The sequence below is a fragment of the Herbaspirillum sp. AP02 genome, from assembly GCF_015767275.1.
GTDB lineage: Bacteria > Pseudomonadota > Gammaproteobacteria > Burkholderiales > Burkholderiaceae_D > Herbaspirillum.
Window position 1 is genome coordinate 87,036 of the sequence record NZ_JADWMY010000002.1, and the last position, 21,508, is coordinate 108,543.

Consider the following 21,508-nt stretch of genomic DNA (forward strand, 5'->3'; position numbering starts at 1 on the left):
TTCTCTCTTCCCCACAACGGTGAATCCTTTAAACAATATTCGCTTTTGAGCGCGATATTGGTGCAATGCCGGTGCGGTAAGAGGGCGAATCCGCTACCCCGGCGTGCTTCGCCAAAGCCCGCTGTCGTGTTGTGGTGCAGCATGCTGAAGGCGTGTTGCCAGGCCTTTTTCACCTGTCCTTGAAATCGATCAAAAACGCTTGACATTCATTTTTGAGGAATACAGAATGACATTCGTTATTAGGACGCATCTGTTCTCAGGCCCCTCTCTGATCGGGCCTGCCATCCACGAGTGAGGGAGCTCATGAACAAGGTCATCAAGCTACATCTGCACGATCGCTATCCGGAACTGGGCAAGGGGCCTGTTCCTGTCGAACCGTACATCTCCACCGCCTACTACGACAAGGAACAGGCCAAGATCTTCAAGAAGACCTGGCTGCACGTGGGGCGCGTGGAAGAGATTCCCGCCGCCGGCGACTACTTCGTCAAGGACCTGGAAGCCTGCGAAGCTTCCATCATCGTGGTACGCGACAAGCAGGGCGCAATCAATGCCATGCATAACGTTTGCTCGCACCGCATGAACCAGATCGTCTACGAAAAGCGTGGCCAGGCGCGCAAGTTCTTCTGCAAGTTCCACGGCTGGGCCTATGATCTGCAGGGCAACCTGACCGGGGTGCCGGAAGAGGGCTCCTTCTTCGATCTGGACAAGTGCGACCACGGTCTGTCGCGCGTGGCCTGCGAAGTCTGGCAAGGCTTCATCTTCATCAACCTCGATCCCACCCCGGAACTGTCGCTGGCGCAGTTCCTGCAACCCATGTTCGGTGATATCGAAGGCTATCCCTTCGACAAGATCACCACCGGCTTCCAGTGGACCACGGTGGTCAATTGCAACTGGAAGCTGGCGCTGGACGCATTCCAGGAGGCCTACCACGTGGCCTATGTGCACGGCCATTCGATCGCCGATGCCATCGATACCGCCGAGGACGGCGCCATGCCGCCCCTGGATGCACTGTGCGGACAATTCCATCGACGCCTGTCCATCGCCGGCAATCCCAAATCGGTCTACGGCAATCCCAATGCGGTGACCGCCGGTGGCGAGCAGGCCAGCAAGGCCATCGCCGACTCGGCCGTGAAGAAGCCCATTGCTGCCGCCGCACTGCGCGCCGGCATGGGGGCGGCCAGCTACCACTTCCGCAAGGAAGACCTGCCCAAGGGCATGAATTGGACCGGCCACGAGAACTGGCTCTTCGATATCAATGTCGTGTTTCCGGACTTCTACCTGTCGCTGCGTCCGAACTACTTCCAGGCCTACAACTTCCGGCCGATCTCCCAGGGCAAGACCCTGCTGGAGGCGCGCGTGTACTACCCGGAAATGAAGACCGCCGGCGGTCGCTTCTATCTCGAATACATGAAGGTCGCCCTGCGCGATGTCCTGCTGGAAGACTTGAGCACATTGGAACGTACCCAGAGCGCGGTGCAGACCGGCGTGAAGAAGGAAATGATCCTGCAGGACTACGAGCTGCTGGTCCGCCACGGCGCCCACGTGGTCGATCGCATCGTCAATGAAGAAACCAAGGCCTGAGGAGTCGCCCGCAATGAATTCGCCGCAACCAGCAAGCCCCCAAGGCGCCATCACAAGCGCCATCAGCCTTCCGGCCCGTTTTGCCCATCTGATGCCGTTCAGCCATTGGAGTCTGGCCACCGAGACCGAGCGCACCCGCATGCGCAATACCAGCGCGTTCGCCGACATCGTGGCCTTCAAGGACGCCATGCTGGCCGATGTCGATGCCATCGTCGCCTACCTCAACGGCTTCGAACTGGATGCCATGGCGCCGCCGGAAGCAGCGCTGATGTACATGCTGCTGTCCCTGGCCGAGGTGGCGCCGGCGGTGGAGGCCTACCAGCAGCCGGGCGTGATCGATGGCTATGAGTTCTCGCGCTTCGTGGCCGATGAGAAGTTCGTCATGCGCCCGCCGATCTGAGCCGACGCTGTCATCAACCAAGGAGCTTTCATGCCCAAATGCAGAGTGTTCGCCATCGACGATAACCTCAAGGAGATCGTGGCCGATGGCTTGTATGGCAAGCACATGTTCGGCGCGTCCGTCAGCGTGGCGGTGGTCAAGTTCGTCGCCGCGCAGGGGCATGACCTGCCTGCCAAGTCGCATAGCCACGGCGAGGAAGCGTCCTTGCAGCTGCTGGGTGGCTGCTCCGTTTTCGAAAGCAGTGACAGCGAAGAGACCGACCTCGAATCGGTGATGGATAGCGGTGATGCGCTCATCATTCCGGCCGGGGTTTTGCATTACGGCAGCAACCGCTTCGGTGCCGAGGGCGTGTCGCTGCGCCTGAACGTGGTGACCCCGGCGCGCAAGGAGTATGGCCCGGAGGATTCGACGCCGTATTACCCCCTCAAGAACAGGAGTCGCTGAGATGTCCAGCCTGTCGAACCCGACCGATCCGCATTGCCAGCCGCTGCAAACCGACTGGCAGAATCCGCAGGCAGCGCCCGGCATGCATGCCATCGAGGGCCAGCACCTGAACATCGGCATCGGCGTCTTCCGTCGTGGCCAGCACAGCGAGGTGCCGCCGCAACCGCAAGGCGAGGAAGTGGCGACCGTACTGGAGGGGATGTTCCTGGTCGAAGCCGCTGGCGAGCGCTACGAGCTGTCGCCCGGCGAGGGCATCATCATTCCGCCCAATGAGCCACGGCGCTGGACCTGTCAGAGTGAGCGGGGCGCGCTCTATCGCGTCATCACCCGCCTGGACAAGCTGCCGCCGGTCGAGGAGTCGGTGTCATGAACCACCGTCAGCCGCAAGCGCAGGGCGCGCCGCAGGATCAGCGCGTGTTGATCGTCGGTGCCGGGCATGCCGGTGGGCGCGTGGCGCAAGCCTTGCGCTCGGATGGTTTCGGTGGCCGTATCCTGCTGCTGGGTGCGGAGCCGCACACCCCCTATGAACGGCCGGCCCTGTCCAAGGAACTGCTGCTGGGCAGCAAGACCGTGGACGAACTGATGCTGGGGCCACGCAGCTTCTGGGAGGACCCCGCCATGGTCGAACATCGCCAGGGCGTGGTCGCCCGTATCGACGACTTGCGCCAGGCCCATCTGGAGAGCGGCGAGGTCATCCCCTTCGACATTCTGGTCGTGGCATCCGGTGGTCAGGCTCGTGGTCTGACGATCCCCGGTGCGGATCTGCCCGAGGTCAGGGTCCTGCGCACCATCGAAGACTGCCTTGCGTTGCGCCCGGCCATGGCCCAGCAGCGTCGCCTGCTGGTGATCGGCGGTGGCGTGATCGGCATGGAGGCGGCGTCCTCGGCGGCCGCCCTGGGCATGGAAGTGACCGTGGTCGAAGGCGGGGCCCGGGTGATGGCGCGGTGCCTGCCGCCGGAAGGATCGCAGTGGCTGCAGGCGCTGCACGAACAGCGCGGCATCAAGGTGCTGACCGGCATGAGCGTGTCGGGCATCGCGAAGACGGCCGAAGGATTGCGCATCGACGCGCAGTGCGCCGGACAGGAAATGGCGCTGGCGGCCGACCTGGTGCTGGTGGCGGTGGGTATTTCGCTCAATACGGCCTTCCTGGAGGGCAGCCCGGTGCGCCTCGATAACGGCGTGCCGACCGATGCCTGGTGCCGCAATCCGGATGCGCCGTGGTGCTATGCCGTGGGCGACGTGGCCAACAGCTTCAGCCCCTTGTACGGGCGGGCATTGCGCCAGGAGACCTGGCGCAATGCCGAAAATCAGGCGCGTGCGGTATCGGCCGCCATCGTCGGCCGACCGGAGCCGTATATCGAAGTGCCGTGGATGTGGACCGATCAGCTTGATCGCAATATCCAGGTGGTCGGCATCTATACGCCGGGCGACCTGGTGATATCGCGCATTCCGCCAGGGGAGAGGGCCGGCGTGCTGCTCTGGCTGCATGAGGGCAGGGTGGCCGGCGGCATGCTGGTCGACAGTGGGCGGGAGCGCCGCCAGCTTGAAGAACTGGTACGACGCGGCTCCACCATCGATGCAGCGGTGCTGCGCGATCCTGCCATTTCGCTCAAGGAACTGGTGCGCTCATGAGCAACCTGGAACAACGCGTGGCCGCACTGGAAGCAGCCGAAGCGATCCGTCAGCTCAAGGCGCGCTATGCCAGCCTGGCCGATCAGAAATATACGATGAACTACCAGCGGCAGCCGCCGCTGCGCATGGAAAAGATCGCGCTTGCCCAGGCCGCCTGCTTTACCGAGGACGCCATCTGGGAAGGCGGCGCCGAGTTCGGTGCCAGCCTGGTCGGGCGCGATGCGCTGGCGCAGTGGTTCATGCGCTCGCCCTGGTGCTATGCGCTGCATTACTACGGCAGTCCGGAGATCAGCGTCGAAGGCGACGTCGCCTCGGCACGCTGGCGACTGTGGCAGATCGCACTGCGTGAGCAGACCAAGAAGGCGGTGCTGCTGGGCGCGCTGACCTACGAAGAATATGCCCGCGACCAGCAGGGACAGTGGCTCTGTTCACGCATGCGCTTCGAGCAGACCCAGATGCTGCCCATCGATGCAGGAGCCTTCCCGCTGGTGACGTCCTTCGAGCAGATTACCGATGCCGCCGTGCGTGCATCCTCTTCCACCCACCTCTAGAGATCATGACCAACAGCGTCCCTATCCCGCTGCAGCCAGCGCCGAGTACAGCGGCCTCGTCCTGCGGCGGCCACTGCGCAGATTTCACCATCGCCGAGAACCTGTGCCAGGTACTGAGCAATGCGTGGGTCAACGCCGAGTACAAGCACCTGGTCCTGAAGGCGCCGCCGATTGCGCTGGCGGTGCTGCCGGGTCAGTTCTTCCACCTCAACTGCCCGCCCTCCGGCAACGACGTACCTTACCTGCGCCGACCGATGAGCCTGTACCGGGTTTCGCCGCAGGACTGCACCATCGAATTCCTCTACAAGGTACAGGGCGCCGGTACCCGTGGCCTGGCCACCCTGGAGCCGGGTGCCACGCTGGACGCCTTCGGGCCGGTCGGCCAGGGCTTTACTCTGCCGCCGCAGGCCCGCCATGTGCTGGTGCTGGCGCGTGGCGTGGGCCTGGCCACCATGGCCCCGCTGGCCCAGCACGCGGTGCAGCGCGGGGCAAGGGTGACGGCCATCCTCTCGGCGCGTTCGCCGGCCCTGGTGATGTCGGAGCAATACCTGCGCTCGGTGGGGGCAGATGTCATCGTGGTGCATGACCAGGATGGCAGCAGCGACATCGCCCACATCGAAAAGCTGGTACGTGAACGGCATGCGCAGCTGCCCTTCGACCTGCTGACCACCTGCGGTTCCAACCGCTTCCTGCTGGCGTTGCAGCGACTGGGCCAGGAGCTGGACGTGCCGGCCCAGGTGGCGCTGGAGCAATTGATGGGGTGTGCGCTGGGTATGTGCTTTGCCTGCGTGCGGCCGTTCCGCAAGAGTCCCGGTTCGGAAACGATGAGTTACAGACGCGTGTGCTGGGATGGCCCGGTGTTCGACGCGCAGGAGACAGTGACATGGTAGACATGAGCGTATCCATCGGTAAGCTGACCTTGCAGAATCCGGTCATGCCAGGCTCCGGGACCTTTGCCGAGGGCATGGCCAAGGTGATTGATCTCAATCGTCTGGGTGCCATCGTCACCAAGACCATCACCAGCGACCTGCGCGAGGGCAACACTCCGCCACGCGTGGCCGAGCTGCGCAATTCCACCTTGTTCTCCATCGGTATTCCCAGCAAGGGGCCGGAGCACTATCTGGAAGAGCTGGTGCCGTTCTACCGGAATTACACGCCCCCTCTGGTGGCCAGCATTTCGGCCAATACCGTGGAAGAGTTCGGTGAGCTGGCCGCACGCCTGAGTGTGCCGGGCGTGGCCGCCATCGAGGCCAATATCTCCTGTCCCAACCTGAAGAAGGATGGCCAGGCCTTCGGCATGGACCCGCAGGCCACCGAAGCGGTGATCAAGGCGATGAAGCGAAATACCGACCTGCAGGTCTGGGCCAAGCTCTCGCCCAATGTCGGCAGCATCGCCGTGATCGCCCGTGCCGCCGAGCAGGGCGGCGCAGACGCCCTGGTCAGTTCCAACGCCATCCTGGCCATGGCCATCGATATCGAAAGTCATCAACCCAAGGTCGCCAACCTGATGGGCGGGATCACCGGCAGCGCCACCAAGCCCATCCTGTTGCGCATGGCTTACCAGGCGGCGCAGGCGGTCAGCATTCCGGTCATCGGTTGTGGCGGCATCGCCACCGCCGAGGACGCCATTGAATACCTGCTGGCCGGTTGCACGGCAGTACAGGTGGGCACCGCCAATTTCATCAGCACCAGCGCCATGCCGCGCGTCATCGACGACCTCCAGGCCTATTGCCTACGTCGTGGCATTACCCGTATCCGCGACCTGGTCGGGGCGATGAAGGTGCATGAGGCCAAATTGCTGGAAGCGAGGGCCGGCCTGTGAATGGCATCCTGCCTATCGTGGCGGCAGACGCCCAGGCGTCCCCGTTGTTACCCGATGCCCAGGGCTGGCTGACACTGGGTCCGCTGGCCGAGGTGTTTGGTGATCGCGCCTGTCGCTCGCTGAAGCTGGGCGGTGCGCAGATCGGCCTGTTCCTGGTGGATGGCGAGGTCTATGCCATCGACGACATCTGCAGCCATGGCAATGCGCGCTTGTCGGAAGGCGAGATCGACGGCTTCGAGGTCGAATGCCCCCTGCATGCCGGGCTGTTCGACATCCGTTCCGGCAAGGCCTTGTCGGCGCCCTTGACACGTGATGTCCGCAGCCACGAGATCCGTCTCGAAGAGGGTGTGCTGCACCTGCGTCTGGTGGCTGCATGAGCGGCCTGTCCCGCGCATCGGGTACGCCACGGGTCGCCGTCATCGGCACCGGTGGCACCTTCGCCATGCATGCGCGGCATGCCTTCGACTGGGTCGAGTACAGCGAGAGCGGCGTGGTGCATCCCATCGACGATCTGGTGGAACAACTGGACCGGGTCGACCTGGATATCGAGATCCTGCCGCAGTCCTTCCGCATGATCGGCAGCACCGGCATCCTGCCGCAGGACTGGATGGAGCTGGCGCAGCTGATCAGGCGCACGGTGCAGGACGACCCCGGCCTGACCGGCATCGTCGTCACCCATGGCACGGCGACGATGGAAGAGACTGCATGGTTTCTGCAGCTGGCCACCGATATCCGGCAACCGATCGTGCTCACTGGAGCACAGCGTCCGCTGAACACGTCGGGCAGCGATGCCATGGCCAATCTGCGCGCAGCACTGGCGGTGGCCGCTGCCCCACAGGCCCAGGGGCAGGGCGTTCTGGTCGTGATGGATGGCATGGTTTTTGCGGCACGTGATGTCAGCAAGGCCGCCAGTTTCGAGCTGCAGGCCTTCGAGGCCACGCCCTATGGCCCGCTCGGTCGGGTGGACGCTGATGGCAGCGTGGTGCTGCGCCGCCGCGTGACTTCATCGATATCGCACAGCATGCTGCCGGCGCTCGACATGTCGTCGAGCCGGACTTTGCCACGTGTGGATATGGTGGTGTCCTATGCCGGTGCTGACGGTGCGGCCATCGATGGCGTGCTGGCAGCAGGTGCCCGAGGAATCATCAGCATCGGACTGGCGCCCGGCCGCCCGGCCAACGGCGAACGCGCCGCCCTGCAGCGCGCAGTGGCGCAGGGTGTGGTGGTGGTGCAGGCCGCACGCGCTGCGCGTGGTGTGGTGCCGCCGCAGGCCTTCCTGCAACGTGACGGGGTGCTGGCGGGAGGCGATCTGGCCGCCCCCAAACTGCGCATCCTGCTCATGCTGATTCTGGCGCAGTCGCCATTGCCGGATGCGGCCGCGATACAGGCGCTGCTGCTGGCGCATTGAAGGCCGCCAGCAGTCAGTAGCACGCAGCGCAGCGCCCACGGAGCGGGCGGACTATACGAATGACAGGCAATTGAAAGAGGAGCGAATCAAGCATGGAAATGATCAGCGAACGTCTGGTACCCGCCTCCCGACAGGCGGTATGGGAAGCCCTCAACGATCCGGCCAGCCTGCGCGATTGCATCGCCGGCTGCGATCGGCTGGAGCAGGTCGGCGAGCATGAGTACGAAGTGGGCATGTCGATCAAGATCGGCCCGGTGTCGGCCAAGTTCAAGGGACGCATGAGCCTGATCGACATCGTGGCGCCGCAGTCCTATGCAATTACCTTCGAAGGCCAGGGCGGCATGGCCGGCTTTGCCAAGGGCAGTGCCGCAGTGCGGCTGGTAGCACCCGAAGAAGGCGAGGGCACGCTGCTGCAATACGAGGTACAGGCCCAGGTCGGCGGCAAGCTGGCGCAGCTCGGGGCACGCCTCATCGACAGTTCGGCCCGCAAGATGGCCGATGACTTCTTTGCACGCTTCGTCAAGCTGTTCGAACCGGAGGCCGCCGCCGCGCCCGCGGCTGAAGGCCAGGGCGATCAGCCGGCGCAGGAGCAGCCGCGTCAGGGCGCCCTGCGCAGCATGTGGTCACGCGTCGCGCGCTAGTGGCGCAGGACGGTCGATCACAGTCAAGTTTTCCCGCACGCAGCAAGCAGCATTCGTAGTTCAACCTTAGCCACGAACAGGAATGAAAATGAAAAGATCTGCGGTAGTGAAGTCGATGGTGAGTGCCCTGGGGGCGTTGGCGGGGCTGGCCGTGCTGGCGTTTCCGCAGCAGGCCATGGCCGATATCAAGATTGGCCTGTCCGGTCCGTTCTCCGGACCCATGGCCGCCGACGGCCAGGAATATATCGACGGCTTCGGCCTGGCCTTGGAGCAGCTTGGCAACCAGCTTGGCGGACAGAAGGTGCAGGTGCTGCAGGGTGATGACCAGATGAAGCCGGATGTGGGCTCGCAGGTCATGCGCAAGTTCATCGAGCTGGACAAGGTCGATGCCATCGTCGGCCTGGGCTACTCCAACATCATCATGGCCAATCTGCGACGACTCAAGGAATCCGGTGTGGTTTCCATCGCCGTGGCCGGCGGCCCCTCGCCGATGGCCGGTGCGGAGTGTGGCGCCAATGTGTTTTCCATCGCCTACCCCAATGACGGTTCGGGCGAAGCCATCGGCAAGCTGGTACAGGACAAGGGCTACAAGAATGTCTATCTGATGGCCCCCAACTACCAGGCCGGCAAGGACATGCTGGCCGGTTTCAAGCGCTGGTACAAGGGAGGCGTGGCCGCCGAGGTCTATACGCAGATCAACCAGACTGACTATTCGGCCGAGATCACCCAGCTGCAGCTGAGCAAGATGGATGCGGTCTTCATGTTCTACCCCGGCAGCATGGGCGTGAACTTTACCAAGCAGCTCAAGCAGGCCGGGGTGATCGGCAAGGTACCGGTGTATTCCACCTTCACCGTCGATGGTACCAATCTGCCAGCCCTGCGCGAGGCCGCCGTGGGCGTGATCAGCGGCAATACCTGGAATCCGGCGCTGGAGAATCCGGAAAACCAGAAGTTCGTCAAAGCCTTCGAATCCCGCTACAAGCGCGTTCCGAGTACCTATGCCGCCAATGCCTATGACGCGGCCTTCCTGCTCGATACGGCAGTGCGCAAGCTCAAGGGCGACACCTCCAACAAGGTGGCCTTCGCCGCTGCCGTCAAGGCGGCCGGTGCGGAGTTCAAATCGGTACGCGGTCCCTTCCGCTTCAACACCAATAACATGCCGATCCAGAACTACTATGCCTTCGAGATCGTCAAGGAAGGTGATCAGATCAAGGGCAAGCTGGTCGCCACCCCGCTGGTAGACCACAAGGACGCCTACGTGGCAGCCTGTCCCCTGAAGTGAGCGAGGCCATCATGCTACTGTTTGCGCAACTGCTCAACGGTCTCCAGTACGGGGTCTTGCTGTTCCTGCTGGCGGCCGGCCTGACCCTGGTGTTCGGCATCATGAGCTTCGTCAACCTGGCGCACGGTTCGCTGTACATGATGGGGGCCTACATTGCGGCCTCGGTCGCCAATGCCACCGGCAGCTTCCTGCTGGGGCTGCTGGCCGCGCTGCTGGGCTGCCTGGCCATCGGTGTGCTGCTGGAGCGGGTGGCGGTGGCGCGGCTGTACGACAAGAACCACCTGAACCATGTCCTGGCCACGTTCGGCATGATCATGTTCTTCAATGAACTGGCCTCGATGTTGTGGGGCAAGCAGCCCCTGTTCGTCTCGGTGCCACCGATGCTGGACGGTGTCATCAACCTGTTCGGCCTGCCCTATCCGCTGTATCGCTTTGCGGTCATCGTGGTCGGTCTGGCCGTGGCCGTGGGCTGCTACTGGATGATCCACCGCACCCGCCTGGGCATGCTCATCCGTGCCGGCGCCAACAATGCGGCCATGGTGGGCGCGCTGGGGATCAACATCCGCTTCCTCAATGCGCTGCTGTTTGCCGTCGGTGCCGCCCTGGCCGGACTGGCGGGTGCCGTGGCCGGCCCCATCCTGTCGGTCCAGGCCGGCATGGGTGAGCCGGTCCTGATCGCCACCTTCGTGGTGATCGTCATCGGCGGCATCGGTTCGGTCAAGGGCGCGTTCTATTCGGCCCTGATCGTCGGTGTCGTCGATACCATGGGACGGGCCTTCCTGCCCATGCTGTTGCGTGAGATGGTCAGCCGCCAGCTGGCCGATGCGGCTGGTCCGGCACTGGCTTCCCTATTGATCTACCTGCTGATGGCGGCCGTCCTGGCGCTGCGTCCGCAAGGCCTTTTCGTGGCAAGACGATGAAGACGACTTCCTCCCTGTTCCGTCCCAGCCTGGGCATTCCCCTGCTGCTGTTGCTGGCGCTGCTGGCCGTGCCACCGGTGGCCGCTGCACTGGGTGCACAGTTCTACGTCGGCTTTCTGGCGCGTGTGCTGATCTATGCGCTGGCCGCCAGTGCACTCAACCTGGTGCTGGGCTATGCCGGCCTGATCGGCTTCGGACATGCACTCTTCATTGGCCTGGGGGCGTATTGCGTCTCCCTGTCCTCGCTGGCCGGGCTGGAGTCGGCGTGGCCGCAGCTGCTGCTGGTGCTGGTGTCGTGCGGCTGTATCGGGGCGCTCACCGGTGCCATCAGCCTGCGCACCCGTGGCATCGGCTTCATCATGATCACCCTGGCGTTTTCCCAGATGGGCTATTTCGTCTTCGTCAGCCTCAAGCAGTATGGTGGCGACGATGGCATGTCCATCATCGCCACCAGCCGGCTGGGCGCGGGGATCGACCTCGGCTCGGTGCTGCCCTTGTTCTATGCCGCCTGGGGCGTGCTGGCGGTGACCCTGCTGTGGATGCACCGGTTGCGGCACGCCCCCTTCGGCATGGCCCTGCGCGGCTCGCGCCAGAACCTCGCGCGCGTCAGCGCACTGGGCTTCCCGGCACGCCGTCTGCAACTGATCGCCTATGTGCTCTCCGCCATCCTGTGCGGCCTGGCGGGTTTCCTGCTGGCCAATCTGAATGCCTATGCCTCGCCGGGGCTGATGAGCTGGCAGGTGTCCGGCGAGCTGATCGTGATGGTCGTGCTGGGCGGTATGGGCAGCGTGTTCGGTCCGTTGCTGGGCGCACTGGCGTTTATCTGCCTGGAGGAGGTGATGAAGTCCTATACCGAGCACTGGATGCTCATCTTCGGGCCGATGATCATCCTCATTGCGCTCACCGGTCGTGACGGACTCATGGGTGCCTTGCACTGGCTGGATGTGCGGTGCTGCCAACGCGGCGCGTCCGGCCGTATCGATGCGACTGCCATCGTCGCCAATGGAGCCAAGCAATGAACGGCCTGCGTACCCAGGGATTGACCAAGCGCTTCGGCGGCCTGCTGGTGACCGACGACGTCAGCCTGGACATCCGTCCCGGCGAACTGCACGCCATCATCGGCCCCAATGGTGCCGGCAAGACCACCCTGATCAACCAGCTGTCCGGAGAGCTGCGGCCCGACAGCGGCCAGGTCTGGTTCGGCGATGAGGAGGTGACCACGCTGCCGCTGCATCAGCGCGCCTGCCGGGGCTTGTTGCGCTCCTACCAGATCACCTCCATCTTCGAAGAGTTCACCGTGATGGAAAACGCCGTGCTGGCGGCAGTCGGCGCGACCGGCGGCTACGGTTTCTGGCGTCCGATGATGGCCCGTGAGCAGGCCTGCCAGGACGCGCAGCAGGCACTGCTTGCCACCCGCCTGGAAGCCCGCCGCGATACGCTGGCAGGAGAACTGGGCTACGGCGAGCGACGCCAGCTTGAGCTGGCCATGGCATTGGCCGCGCAGCCGCGCCTGCTGTTGCTCGACGAGCCCATGGCCGGCATGAGCATCGAAGAATCGGCATCGGTGGTACAACTCTTGCAATCCCTCAAGGGCCGTTACTCGATGCTGCTCATCGAACACGACATGGATGCGGTCTTCGCCCTGGCCGACCGCATCACGGTGCTGGTGTCGGGTCGTGCCGCCTTCTGTGGCACGCCCGATGAAATTCGCAATCACCCCGAGGTCCGCGCCATCTACCTGGGGGATGAAGCAGGGACTTTTTCCGGAGCCGCTCATGGCTGAACAGTTATCCATCCGCGGGCTGCAGGCCTCCTACGGTCGGGCGCAGGCCTTGTTCGACATCTCGCTGGACCTGCAGCGCGGTGAGGTGATCACCTTGCTCGGTCGCAATGGCATGGGACGATCCACCACCGTCAAATGCCTGTTCGGTCTGCTGCGCCCGAGTGCCGGCAGCATCAGCTTTGGCGGCCAGCGCATCGATACCCTGCCTTGTCACGAAGTGGCGCGCCGTGGCCTGGGGCTGGTGCCGGAAGGGCGCCAGATCTTCGCCGACCTGACCGTGGAAGAAAACCTGATCGCCACCGCCCGCCCGGCGCGCGCCGGGCAGGCCGACAGTCGGCCCTGGACCTTGCGACGCGCCTATGAATTCTTTCCACGGCTGGCGGAGCGGCGTCAGAACATGGGCTCGCAGTTGTCCGGCGGCGAGCAGCAGATGCTGGCCATCTCGCGTGCGCTGATGACCAATCCCTCCCTGCTGGTGCTGGACGAGGCCACCGAAGGTCTGGCGCCGGTGGCGCGTGCCGATATCTGGCGCGCCCTGCACGAACTGAAGAGGGAAGGGCTGTCGATGATCGTCATCGACAAGAACATCCAGTCGCTCATGGGACTGGCTGACCGCCACTATGTGGTCGAGAAGGGGCGTATCGCCTGGAGTGGAAGCTCACAGCAGTTGCAGCAGGACCCGTCCCTGGTGCATCGTTACATGGGCGTGTGAGCATGTGCATCCCGGCTGCGCTCACCCGGCCTGTCACAACTTATCGGATATTGCATGAAGGCATCAGGTTTCCAATACGCCCGCCCGAGCTCGCTGGAAGAGGCATGCGCGCTGCTGGCTGAACACGGCAGCGATGCGCGCATCCTGGCCGGCGGCCAGAGCATGTTCGCCACCCTCAATCTGCGCCTGTCGGCGCCGAGCCTGCTCATCGACATCAATCGCATCGAGGAACTCAAGGGCATTGTGCTGGCCGAGGATGCCAGCCATGTGCGCATCGGCGCCCTGGTGCGTCATGCCGAGACCGCCAGCTCACCGCTGGTGGAACAACATCTGCCCTTGCTGCACATGGCCATGCGCCATGTGGCCCATCCGGCAGTACGTAATCGCGGTACCACCTGCGGCAGTCTGGCGCTGGCCGATCCGTCGGCGGAGATGCCGGCCTGCGCCATCACTCTGGATGCCTTGTTGGTGCTGCAGAGCCGTGACGGCGGCGTGCGCGAGGTACCGGCAGTGGATTATTTCTTCGGTCTGTACGAGACGGCCCGCCAGGATGACGAAATCCTGATCGAAGCACTCTATCCGGCCTGCCAGCCGCAGGAGGTCTTCGGCTTCGACGAGCTGGCGCGCCGCCATGGGGACTTCGCGATGGTCGGCGTCGCGCTGCGGGCCAGCTATGCCGAGGGCATCATCAGCGACCTGCGCTTGACCACCTTCGGCACCGATCCCATGCCCATCCTGTCCACCGCGGCCGCTGTACTGGCGCAGGGGCAGGCGTGGTCCGTTGCGCTGGGCGAGGAGATCGCCAGGGCTGCCGTGGCCGAGCTCAATCCCGATCACAACCACTTCGGCAGCCCCGAGGTCAAGCGCCTGCAGGCGGCCGCCCTGATACGTCGCGTGCTGGCGGCGACCTTCGGCGCGCCGGCCGATTCAACCATTCCTTACGGAGCCAGCCATGGATGATCTGTCCGTCCGTTGCGTGGAACACGCCAACATCCAATTCACCCTCAATGGCAAGGACGTCAATTGCCTGGTGCCGGTGCGCCGCAACCTGGTGGACTTCCTGCGCCAGGACATGGGATTGACGGCAGCTCACGTCGGCTGCGAGGTCGGCGTCTGCGGTGCCTGCAATGTGCGCGTCGATGGCGCGGTGGTGCGCGGCTGCCTGATGCTGGCGGTGCAGGTCGACGGCTTGAGCGTGGAGACCCTGGAGGGGCTGGCCGAAAGCGGCGAGATCGCCGCCCTGCAACGCGCCTTCGTAACGCGCAATGCCATGCAATGCGGATTCTGTACGCCGGGCATGCTGATGACGGCCAACGAACTGCTGCAGGCCAAGGCCTGCCCCAGCCGCCTGGAGATCCGCGATGCCATCTCGGGCAATTACTGCCGTTGCACCGGTTACCAGGCCATCGTCGATGCCATCGAAATGGCCGCCGGGGACGACGCATGAGCGCCGCCGCCCAGACCGCGGCCGCTGGCCTGATCGGCCGTAGCGTCGCCCGCGCGGATGCCGAGCGTTTCGTGGCCGGACGCGGACGCTATCTCGACGACCTGGTGCTGGCCGATATGCAGCATGTGGTGTTCTACCGCAGTCCGTTTGCGCGTGCGCGCTTGCACGCGATCAATGTCGACGCCGCTGCGGCCATGCCCGGGGTGAGTGCGGTCGTCACCGGCGCCGACCTGGCGACCGTCTGCGCTGGCTGGACCACCCGCTTTGCCCTGTGGCCGGCGCATGTCTCGGCCCCGCAGAATCCGCTGGCTATCGATGAAGTGTTCTGGCAGGGCGAAGCGGTGGCGGCGGTGGTGGCCGCTACGCGCGCGCAGGCCGAGGACGCGCTCGAACTGATCGAGATCGACTGGGAGGAGGGCGAGCCCGTGGTGGACCCGAGCGCCGCACTGGAACCCGGCTGTCCACCCTGCCACCCGGCCATCGAGCACAACCTGGCGCTGGAGCGCAAGATCGGCAAGGGTGATGTGGCCGCCGCATTTGCCGGCGCTGCCCAGGTGGTACGACGCCGTTTCAGCTTCGGTCGCCAGACCGGTGTGCCACTGGAGCCGCGTGGCATCCTGGCCAGCTTCGACCGGCGCACCGGTGAGCTGGACATCCAGCAATCCCATCAGGCGCCCTTCCAGATGCAGGAGATCTACGCCAGTCTGCTGGGCCTGCCGCTGGAGCGGGTCAGGGTCGCCAGCCCCGACGTGGGCGGCGCTTTCGGCATCAAGCTGCACGCCTATGCCGACGAGATCGCGGTGGTCGCCATTGCGATGCTGCTGGGCCGGCCCGTCAAGTTCCAGGCGGACCGCCTGGAATCCTTCGTCTCCGATGTCCACGCCCGGGACGCCAGCGTCGAGGCGCAACTGGCGGTGGATGCCGAAGGACACCTGCTGGGGCTGGACGTGGATCTGCTGTTCTGCTTCGGGGCGGTGTCCGCCTACCCGCGCTCCAGTATCGGCGAAGCCTTGCAGGCACTCGATCTGTGCGGCTCGGCCTACCGCATCGACGCCTTCCGCGGGCGGGTGCGCGGGGCCTTCGTCAACAAGGTGCCGACCGGTGCCTATCGTGCCGTGGGTCAGCCCATCGCCTGCGCCGTCATCGAACAGCTGATCGATGACGCGGCGGCGGCCATCGGCATGGATCCGGTCACCATGCGACGACGCAATCATCTGCCGGCGCGTCCGGCCGAGGCGCCGATGCTGCCTGCTGCCGGCGGCATCCCACTGGGCCCGCTGTCATTGGACGCCTGCATGGATCAGTTGCTGGAGAACATGGATTACCGCCAGCTGCGCGCCACGCAGGATGCGCTGCGCCAGCGCGGCGTCTATCGTGGCATCGGCTTGTGCACCTTTGTCGAGCTGACCGGCGTGGGCGCGGGCCTTTATGGACCCAATCAGGTCAGGGTGGCCGGCAAGGAGGGAGTGCGCCTGAGCCTGCTGCCCTCCGGTCACATTCAGTGCCGCACGAGCGCGACCGACCAGGGGCAGGGCACGCGCACCGGCCTGACCCAGATCGTGGCCCAGGCCATGGGTAGTCCGCTGGAGACGGTGGCGGTGGCGGCCGGCGATACCTCCCGCGATCCACTGGGGGGCGGTGCCTGGGCCTCGCGCGGCATCTCCCTGGCGGGGGAAGCGGCCCTGCTGGCCGCAGCGCAGCTGCGCGCCAATATCCTGTCGATCGCAGCGGCCCTTGGTGAGCAATCGCAGGACGGGCTCGATATCGTCGATGGCATGATCATCGGGCGTGACGGCGAGACCTTGATGAGCCTGGCGGAGGTGGCGCTCAAGGCGCATTACGATTCGACCGCCATCAAGCTGGACGTCATCCCGGAACTGACGGTGGAGCGCAGCTATGCGCCGACCGGCAAGCCCTACTTCGCCGCCAATGGCGTGCAGGCGGCGCAGGTCGAGGTCGATGTCGAGACCGGCATGATCCGCGTGCTGGACGTATGGGTGGTGGAAGACTGCGGACGTATCGTCAACCCGCTGCTGACCGATGAGCAGATCCGAGGTGGCGTGGTGCAGGGGATAGGCGCGGCCCTGTTCGAGCAGTGCATCTATTCCGAGAACGGGCAGATGAGCAATGCCTCGCTGGCGGACTATCTGATTCCGATGGCCTCAGAGATGCCCCAGATCCATGTGGGCCATGTGACCACGCCCGAGCGCGAAACCAGTCTCGGTGCCAAGGGGGTGGGTGAGGCCGGGACGGTGGGGGCCATTGGCGCCATCTGGTGCGCCGTCAACGACGCCTTGCGCCCCCTTGGGCAGGGTGTATGGCAGCAGCCGTTTACGCCGGCACATGTGCTGGACGTGCTGCATCATCCCGAGATGCGTCAGGGCGAGGCAAGGCTGCCTCCCTTCTGAGGCGGCCCAGATGGAAGAGCAGGCGCCGTCGTGACGGCGCCTTTTTTTCGTCCCTCTCCGGCCGCTCCGGGACGCCCAAAAAAAACGGAACGCCTCGATGCGTTCCGCCAAGTCCTACAAAGGGATCCTCAGGAGTAAAGCTGCTTCAGAAGGTATGCCGGATGCCGGCCATCACGCTGGACTGGTTCTGGCCGACACCGACCGTGCTGCCGGAGCTGACGGCAATGGCGGCGTTGCCGCGATTCTTGATGTACGCATACGACGCGTAGAGGCTGGTGCGCTTGGACAGGAAGTAGATCGCGCGCGCCGTGCCCAGCGTGCTGTCGTCGGGTGAGTTGCGGGTATCCAGATGAGCCACCTGGCCTTCGACCTGCCACTGTGGCGTGAGCGCGTAGCTGGCGCCGAGATACCAGAGGTTGTAGTTGATATCGACCGCACGTTGCAGGTGGCGGGCAATCAGGCCACCACCGATCTTCAGATCGCCGACCTTGAACCAGCCATTGAAGGAGGCGCGGTTGTCCTTGTAGTTGCTGCTGGTGAGCAGGTTGCCCGCCCCGGCGCCGCCGCGCAGGGTATCGTAGGCGGTGGCGACACCCCAGGTGGCGGTGTCGTACTTGATCAACGCCGTCCACTGGCGACAGGCTTGCGCGTCGGCGGCGTTCTCGCCGGCGCAATTGGTGGCGGCAGGCCCGCCCGCCGCAGAAGTATCGCGACCGAAGCTATAGGTGGCGCCCACGGTGGTGTTGCCGATCTTGTTCATGTAGCCCAGCGCATTGTCGCTGCGCGTGTTGGGCAGGTAGGAGTCCATGTTGGACAGGCCGTGGTTGGCCGGTCCCATGATGTCGGCGGCGATCAGCGAGATGGCCGTCATGTTGTACTGGCGACCCAGCGTGAAGGTACCCCAGGTCGGGTCCATCAGGCCGACATTGGATTGTCGTCCGAACAGGCGGTTGCCCTGGCCCATGCCGCCGGTGGTCGGCACGAAGCCGCTTTCCAGATTGAAGAAGGCGCGCATGCCACCACCCAGGTCCTCGACCCCTTTGAAGCCGATGCGCGAGGGCAGCAGTCCGGTCAGCGGCAGTGTACGCAGCTTGCCCTGGCCGGCGGCATTGGTGTGATTGAGATATTCGACCCCGGTATCGATGATGCCGTAGATGGTGACACTGCTCTGGGCCATCGCTTCGGTACCCAGCCCCCCCAGGCACAGGCCGGCGGAGACGGCGGCTAACAGACGTTTCTTCACTTTTATTTCCCCTTCAGGTTGAACAATCAAGACAGCGTTGAAAACCACCGCTGGCGGTGGCGCTACGGATGAATCGGACTGCAATGGATCTGAACGAGTGGGCGGCGCGGCGCCTGCTTTGATGCGCGTCAAATAATGAATGACATTATTTAATCTCAATAAAATGAATGTCAATCGTTATTGTCGTGTGAGGGGAAAGTTTTTTCGTCACGCGTCCTTGCCGGGGAAGGCAGGGCAGGATGGCTGGGGAAACAAATGGTGCAGCCGTTCCGTCACATGCACTTAAAAATGAAGTTCAGCTGTCCATATTCGCATTTTTGGTGCGTTTTTTATTCTTCATGCTCATGGAAGCCCTATGCGTACTGGATTAGGGGGCGATGTGAGGAAATGCTCGCTATCGCATACCTCTGCGCTCCGTCGTTGTTCGTGTACGACGCTGCGTTGCCGATGCCGTGACGCTGACCTATCGAAGCGCAGTTGCACCACCTGATGATGATGTCGATTGCGGAATTTTTCTTGACATCGAAGGATGCAAAATAACAGAATGATGTTCGTTATTAATCGCGGGAAACTACCGCCGCCGCAGAGTTGGCCGGACGGTGCGAAGGAGGGGGATGGTGAGCCAGCAGCAAGATGGTCGCGCACTGCGGCCGGGACAGTATCTGATCAGCCGGACCAGCTCGGAGGGCATCATCACCTATGCCAACCAGGCGTTCGCCGACGAGGTAGGCATCCCCATGCAGGAGCTGGTGGGCATGCCCTATACGCGCCTGATCGATCCGGACGTGCCGGCCGAAGCCGTCAAGGACATGCGTCGTACCACGATCGAGCAGGGACGCCGGTGGGCAGGACTGACCTGCATCCGGGGCAGCGATGGGCAGCGCATCTGGGCCATGACCAATGTCTCGCTGGTGCGGGAAGGCGGGCGCGTGATCGGATCGACCTCGGTGCGCACCCATGCGCCAGCGGAGCAGGTCGGCTTCGCCGCTGCCATGTTGCGGCGCTTCAGGGAGCGGCGCGCCCGTGGCTGGACCGTGCGCGGTGGCCAGTTCCTGCGCACCGGTCTGCCGGGGATGGTGCAGCGGCTGTGGCGACCGGGGCTGCTCAAGCGGATCGTGTTGTGGCAGGCCTTGCCGTCGGCGAGCGCACTGGCAGCCGGCCTGCTGTGGTCCGCAGCAAGCCGGGTGCCGGCACTGGTCATGCTGGTGGTGACGTTGGCCATGCTGGTGCTGGGTAGTCTCTGGCAGCGACGACAGTTGATGCAGCCGCTGGAGCAGGCGACCGACTTTGCATATCGGATGGCTGCCGGTGATCTCGATGCGCCCCTTGATCAGACCGCCCAGCCACATGCCGCCGATCTGGTACGAGCGCTTCTGCTGATGAGGAGCAGCCTGGTCAGCCTGATCGGCGAAGTCGGTCGTGATGTGCATGGCGTGACGCGGGCCTGTTCGGACATCGCAGCCGGCAACATGGACCTGTCCCAGCGCACCGAGAGCCAGGCATCGTCGCTGCAGGAGATTGCCTCCAGCATGGAGGAACTGGCCGCCACCATCCAGAACAATGCCGATCACGCCGTCTCTGCGGCGGCCAATGCGGTGGCGGCTGCAGATGTGGCGCAACGCGGTGGGCAGGCCTTCGATCGTATCGTTCAGACCATGCAGGCCATGGCCGACGATGCCGCGCAGATCGGCCAGATCGTCAAGGTGGTCGAGGCCATCGCCTTCCAGACCAATATCCTGGCGCTCAATGCTGCGGTGGAGGCAGCCCGCGCCGGTGAGAACGGACGCGGCTTTGCGGTGGTGGCCAGCGAGGTACGTACGCTGGCCCAGCGCAGCACCACGGCGGCACGCGAAATCGCCGAGCTGATCACCGCATCGCTACGCAGCGTGAGCGATGGACAGAGGCAGGTGAAGACCTCGGCGACCACGATCACGGAGGTTGTCTCATCCATCGGTGGCGTGAGCGGCCTGATCGACGAGATCTCCCGCGCCAGCATCGAGCAGCGCGAGGGCGTGCAGCAGGTGGCGGCGGCATTGTCTTCGCTGGATCGCATTACCCAGCAGAATGCGGCGTTGGTGGAGCAGGCTGCGGCCTCGTCGGCGTCGTTGGTGGAGCAGGCCGGGGCGGTGAAGCTGTCGATGGGCGTATTTCGTCTGGCTGCGGTCTGAGGCAGGGCGGGCGGACATGGAAAGCCTGGATCTGGAGGTCTTGCGCACGGCCCGCGACTGGCGGGGGCAAGGACATCAAGTACAACTGTTCACGGTCGCGCGCACCTGGGGCAGCGCGCCCCGCAGTCCCGGGGCGATGCTGGCCATCCGGGACGATGGTCGCGTGGTGGGATCGGTCTCCGGCGGATGCGTCGAGGATGATCTGATCGAGCGCGTGCGTCAGGAGGGGGCGACGTCTGTGCGCCCCGCTGTTCTGGAATATGGCACCACGCGGGAGCAGGCCGCACGTTTTGGCTTGCCCTGTGGCGGAACCCTGGTCCTGGTACGCGAATCGCTGCCGGGCTCCGGCTGGCTCGACGACGTGCTGGAGGTCACCGCCGCGCAGGGGCGCATCCGGCGCCAGCTCGATCTGGCCAGCGGCCTGTCCCGCTGCACGCGGCTGGGCCATGCCGACGGTGCCTTGCGCCGGCCAGTGCTGGCGCAGCCCGACTTCACCGTATGCTACGGTCCGCGCTGGCGCCTCTTGATCATCGGCGCCGGACAGCTGTCACAGGCGCTGGCCAGGATGGCGCTGATGCTCGACTACGAGGTGCTGGTCTGCGATCCCCGCGAGGAGTATGCGGCGGGCTGGCATATCGCCGGTACCCGGCTGGTCGCCGGCATGCCCGATGAGGTGGTGCTGGAGATGAAGCCCGATTCCCACACCGCCATCGTGGCGCTGACCCACGATCCCAAGCTGGATGACATGGCATTGCTGGAGGCGCTGACTTCTTCGTCCTTCTATGTCGGCGCCCTGGGTTCGCGTGCCAGCAGCCAGCGCCGTCGCGAGCGGCTGGCCTTGTTCGATCTCGGCGCGGTGCAGATTGCGCGGCTGCATGCGCCGATCGGTCTGCCCATCGATAGTCATAGGCCGGCTGAAATCGCCGTCTCCATCCTGGCGCAGATGACAGCCGTCAGGAATGCTGCGGGTCTATCCGGCGGTGACGGCTGAGGGCAGGCAAGCGAGGGAAGGCAACTGAGGGCGGGTGACCGATGATAGATGCCGTCGGTCACCCGCTGCTATCCA

At 64.5% G+C, this 21,508-nt stretch carries 22 protein-coding genes; 21 read left to right on the plus strand and 1 reads right to left on the minus strand.

Annotation, left to right across the window (positions count from 1 at the left end; translation table 11 throughout):
- The first annotated feature begins 303 nt into the window (after nt 1-303).
- From I5R65_RS06315 to I5R65_RS06405, 19 genes are all read left to right on the plus strand, one after another.
- A complete protein-coding gene (locus I5R65_RS06315) occupies nt 304-1,581 on the plus strand; it encodes an SRPBCC family protein (protein ID WP_180665491.1) in 1,278 nt (425 codons plus the stop codon).
- A 13-nt stretch (nt 1,582-1,594) separates the two neighbouring features.
- Nucleotides 1,595-1,981 carry a hypothetical protein gene (locus I5R65_RS06320; RefSeq protein WP_180665493.1) on the plus strand — a complete coding sequence of 129 codons (387 nt, stop codon included), beginning with the start codon at nt 1,595-1,597 and terminating at the stop codon, nt 1,979-1,981.
- A 30-nt stretch (nt 1,982-2,011) separates the two neighbouring features.
- A complete protein-coding gene (locus I5R65_RS06325; protein WP_077236929.1) occupies nt 2,012-2,425 on the plus strand; it encodes a cupin domain-containing protein in 414 nt (137 codons plus the stop codon).
- A 1-nt stretch (nt 2,426) separates the two neighbouring features.
- Nucleotides 2,427-2,795 carry a cupin domain-containing protein gene (locus I5R65_RS06330; protein WP_180665495.1) on the plus strand — a complete coding sequence of 123 codons (369 nt, stop codon included), beginning with the start codon at nt 2,427-2,429 and terminating at the stop codon, nt 2,793-2,795.
- Nucleotides 2,792-4,057, plus strand: a complete 1,266-nt coding sequence (locus I5R65_RS06335; RefSeq protein ID WP_180665497.1) for an NAD(P)/FAD-dependent oxidoreductase — start codon at nt 2,792-2,794, stop codon at nt 4,055-4,057. Before I5R65_RS06330 ends, I5R65_RS06335 begins: the two co-directional genes overlap by 4 nt.
- Entirely contained in the window at nt 4,054-4,608 is a 555-nt protein-coding gene (locus tag I5R65_RS06340) for a nuclear transport factor 2 family protein (RefSeq protein WP_180665499.1), read from the plus strand. Before I5R65_RS06335 ends, I5R65_RS06340 begins: the two co-directional genes overlap by 4 nt.
- Nucleotides 4,609-4,613: 5 nt before the next feature.
- Complete coding sequence (locus tag I5R65_RS06345) at nt 4,614-5,498, plus strand: dihydroorotate dehydrogenase electron transfer subunit (protein WP_102661624.1); 885 nt, start codon at nt 4,614-4,616, stop codon at nt 5,496-5,498.
- Entirely contained in the window at nt 5,492-6,430 is a 939-nt protein-coding gene (locus I5R65_RS06350) for a dihydroorotate dehydrogenase (RefSeq protein ID WP_180665501.1), read from the plus strand. The genes I5R65_RS06345 and I5R65_RS06350 overlap by 7 nt, the downstream gene beginning before the upstream one ends.
- Entirely contained in the window at nt 6,427-6,807 is a 381-nt protein-coding gene (locus I5R65_RS06355) for a non-heme iron oxygenase ferredoxin subunit (protein ID WP_180665503.1), read from the plus strand. The genes I5R65_RS06350 and I5R65_RS06355 overlap by 4 nt, the downstream gene beginning before the upstream one ends.
- Nucleotides 6,804-7,838 (plus strand): asparaginase domain-containing protein, encoded by a 1,035-nt coding sequence (locus tag I5R65_RS06360; RefSeq protein WP_180665505.1) that lies wholly within the window; start codon nt 6,804-6,806, stop codon nt 7,836-7,838. The genes I5R65_RS06355 and I5R65_RS06360 overlap by 4 nt, the downstream gene beginning before the upstream one ends.
- 92 nt (nt 7,839-7,930) lie before the next feature.
- On the plus strand, nt 7,931-8,479 hold the full coding sequence (locus tag I5R65_RS06365; protein ID WP_180665508.1) for a carbon monoxide dehydrogenase subunit G: 549 nt from the start codon (nt 7,931-7,933) through the stop codon (nt 8,477-8,479).
- Nucleotides 8,480-8,567: 88 nt separating this feature from the next.
- On the plus strand, nt 8,568-9,761 hold the full coding sequence (locus I5R65_RS06370; protein WP_039874205.1) for an ABC transporter substrate-binding protein: 1,194 nt from the start codon (nt 8,568-8,570) through the stop codon (nt 9,759-9,761).
- A gap of 11 nt (nt 9,762-9,772) precedes the next feature.
- Nucleotides 9,773-10,681: a branched-chain amino acid ABC transporter permease gene (locus I5R65_RS06375; RefSeq protein ID WP_077236967.1), complete on the plus strand. Its 909-nt coding sequence runs from the start codon at nt 9,773-9,775 to the stop codon at nt 10,679-10,681.
- A complete protein-coding gene (locus tag I5R65_RS06380) occupies nt 10,678-11,700 on the plus strand; it encodes a branched-chain amino acid ABC transporter permease (protein ID WP_180665510.1) in 1,023 nt (340 codons plus the stop codon). The genes I5R65_RS06375 and I5R65_RS06380 overlap by 4 nt, the downstream gene beginning before the upstream one ends.
- A complete protein-coding gene (locus I5R65_RS06385; RefSeq protein ID WP_006461860.1) occupies nt 11,697-12,464 on the plus strand; it encodes an ABC transporter ATP-binding protein in 768 nt (255 codons plus the stop codon). The genes I5R65_RS06380 and I5R65_RS06385 overlap by 4 nt, the downstream gene beginning before the upstream one ends.
- Nucleotides 12,457-13,176, plus strand: a complete 720-nt coding sequence (locus I5R65_RS06390) for an ABC transporter ATP-binding protein (RefSeq protein ID WP_180665512.1) — start codon at nt 12,457-12,459, stop codon at nt 13,174-13,176. Before I5R65_RS06385 ends, I5R65_RS06390 begins: the two co-directional genes overlap by 8 nt.
- Nucleotides 13,177-13,230: 54 nt before the next feature.
- Nucleotides 13,231-14,136 carry a xanthine dehydrogenase family protein subunit M gene (locus I5R65_RS06395; RefSeq protein WP_180665514.1) on the plus strand — a complete coding sequence of 302 codons (906 nt, stop codon included), beginning with the start codon at nt 13,231-13,233 and terminating at the stop codon, nt 14,134-14,136.
- Nucleotides 14,129-14,623: a (2Fe-2S)-binding protein gene (locus tag I5R65_RS06400; protein ID WP_180665516.1), complete on the plus strand. Its 495-nt coding sequence runs from the start codon at nt 14,129-14,131 to the stop codon at nt 14,621-14,623. Before I5R65_RS06395 ends, I5R65_RS06400 begins: the two co-directional genes overlap by 8 nt.
- Complete coding sequence (locus I5R65_RS06405; protein WP_180665518.1) at nt 14,620-17,031, plus strand: xanthine dehydrogenase family protein molybdopterin-binding subunit; 2,412 nt, start codon at nt 14,620-14,622, stop codon at nt 17,029-17,031. Before I5R65_RS06400 ends, I5R65_RS06405 begins: the two co-directional genes overlap by 4 nt.
- A 145-nt stretch (nt 17,032-17,176) precedes the next feature.
- Here I5R65_RS06405 and I5R65_RS06410 read toward each other — a convergent pair whose 3' ends face one another.
- The gene (locus tag I5R65_RS06410) at nt 17,177-18,274 is read right to left on the minus strand and encodes a porin (protein WP_102661631.1); all 1,098 of its coding nucleotides are present in this window, start codon (nt 18,272-18,274) and stop codon (nt 17,177-17,179) included.
- Nucleotides 18,275-18,891: 617 nt separating this feature from the next.
- Between I5R65_RS06410 and I5R65_RS06415 the strand changes: the two genes are divergently transcribed.
- Both I5R65_RS06415 and I5R65_RS06420 read left to right on the plus strand, forming a co-directional pair.
- Nucleotides 18,892-20,442: a methyl-accepting chemotaxis protein gene (locus tag I5R65_RS06415; protein WP_180665520.1), complete on the plus strand. Its 1,551-nt coding sequence runs from the start codon at nt 18,892-18,894 to the stop codon at nt 20,440-20,442.
- A 16-nt stretch (nt 20,443-20,458) separates the two neighbouring features.
- Nucleotides 20,459-21,433, plus strand: coding sequence for an XdhC family protein (locus I5R65_RS06420; protein WP_180665522.1), 975 nt, complete (start codon nt 20,459-20,461; stop codon nt 21,431-21,433).
- The last annotated feature ends 75 nt before the right edge of the window (nt 21,434-21,508 follow it).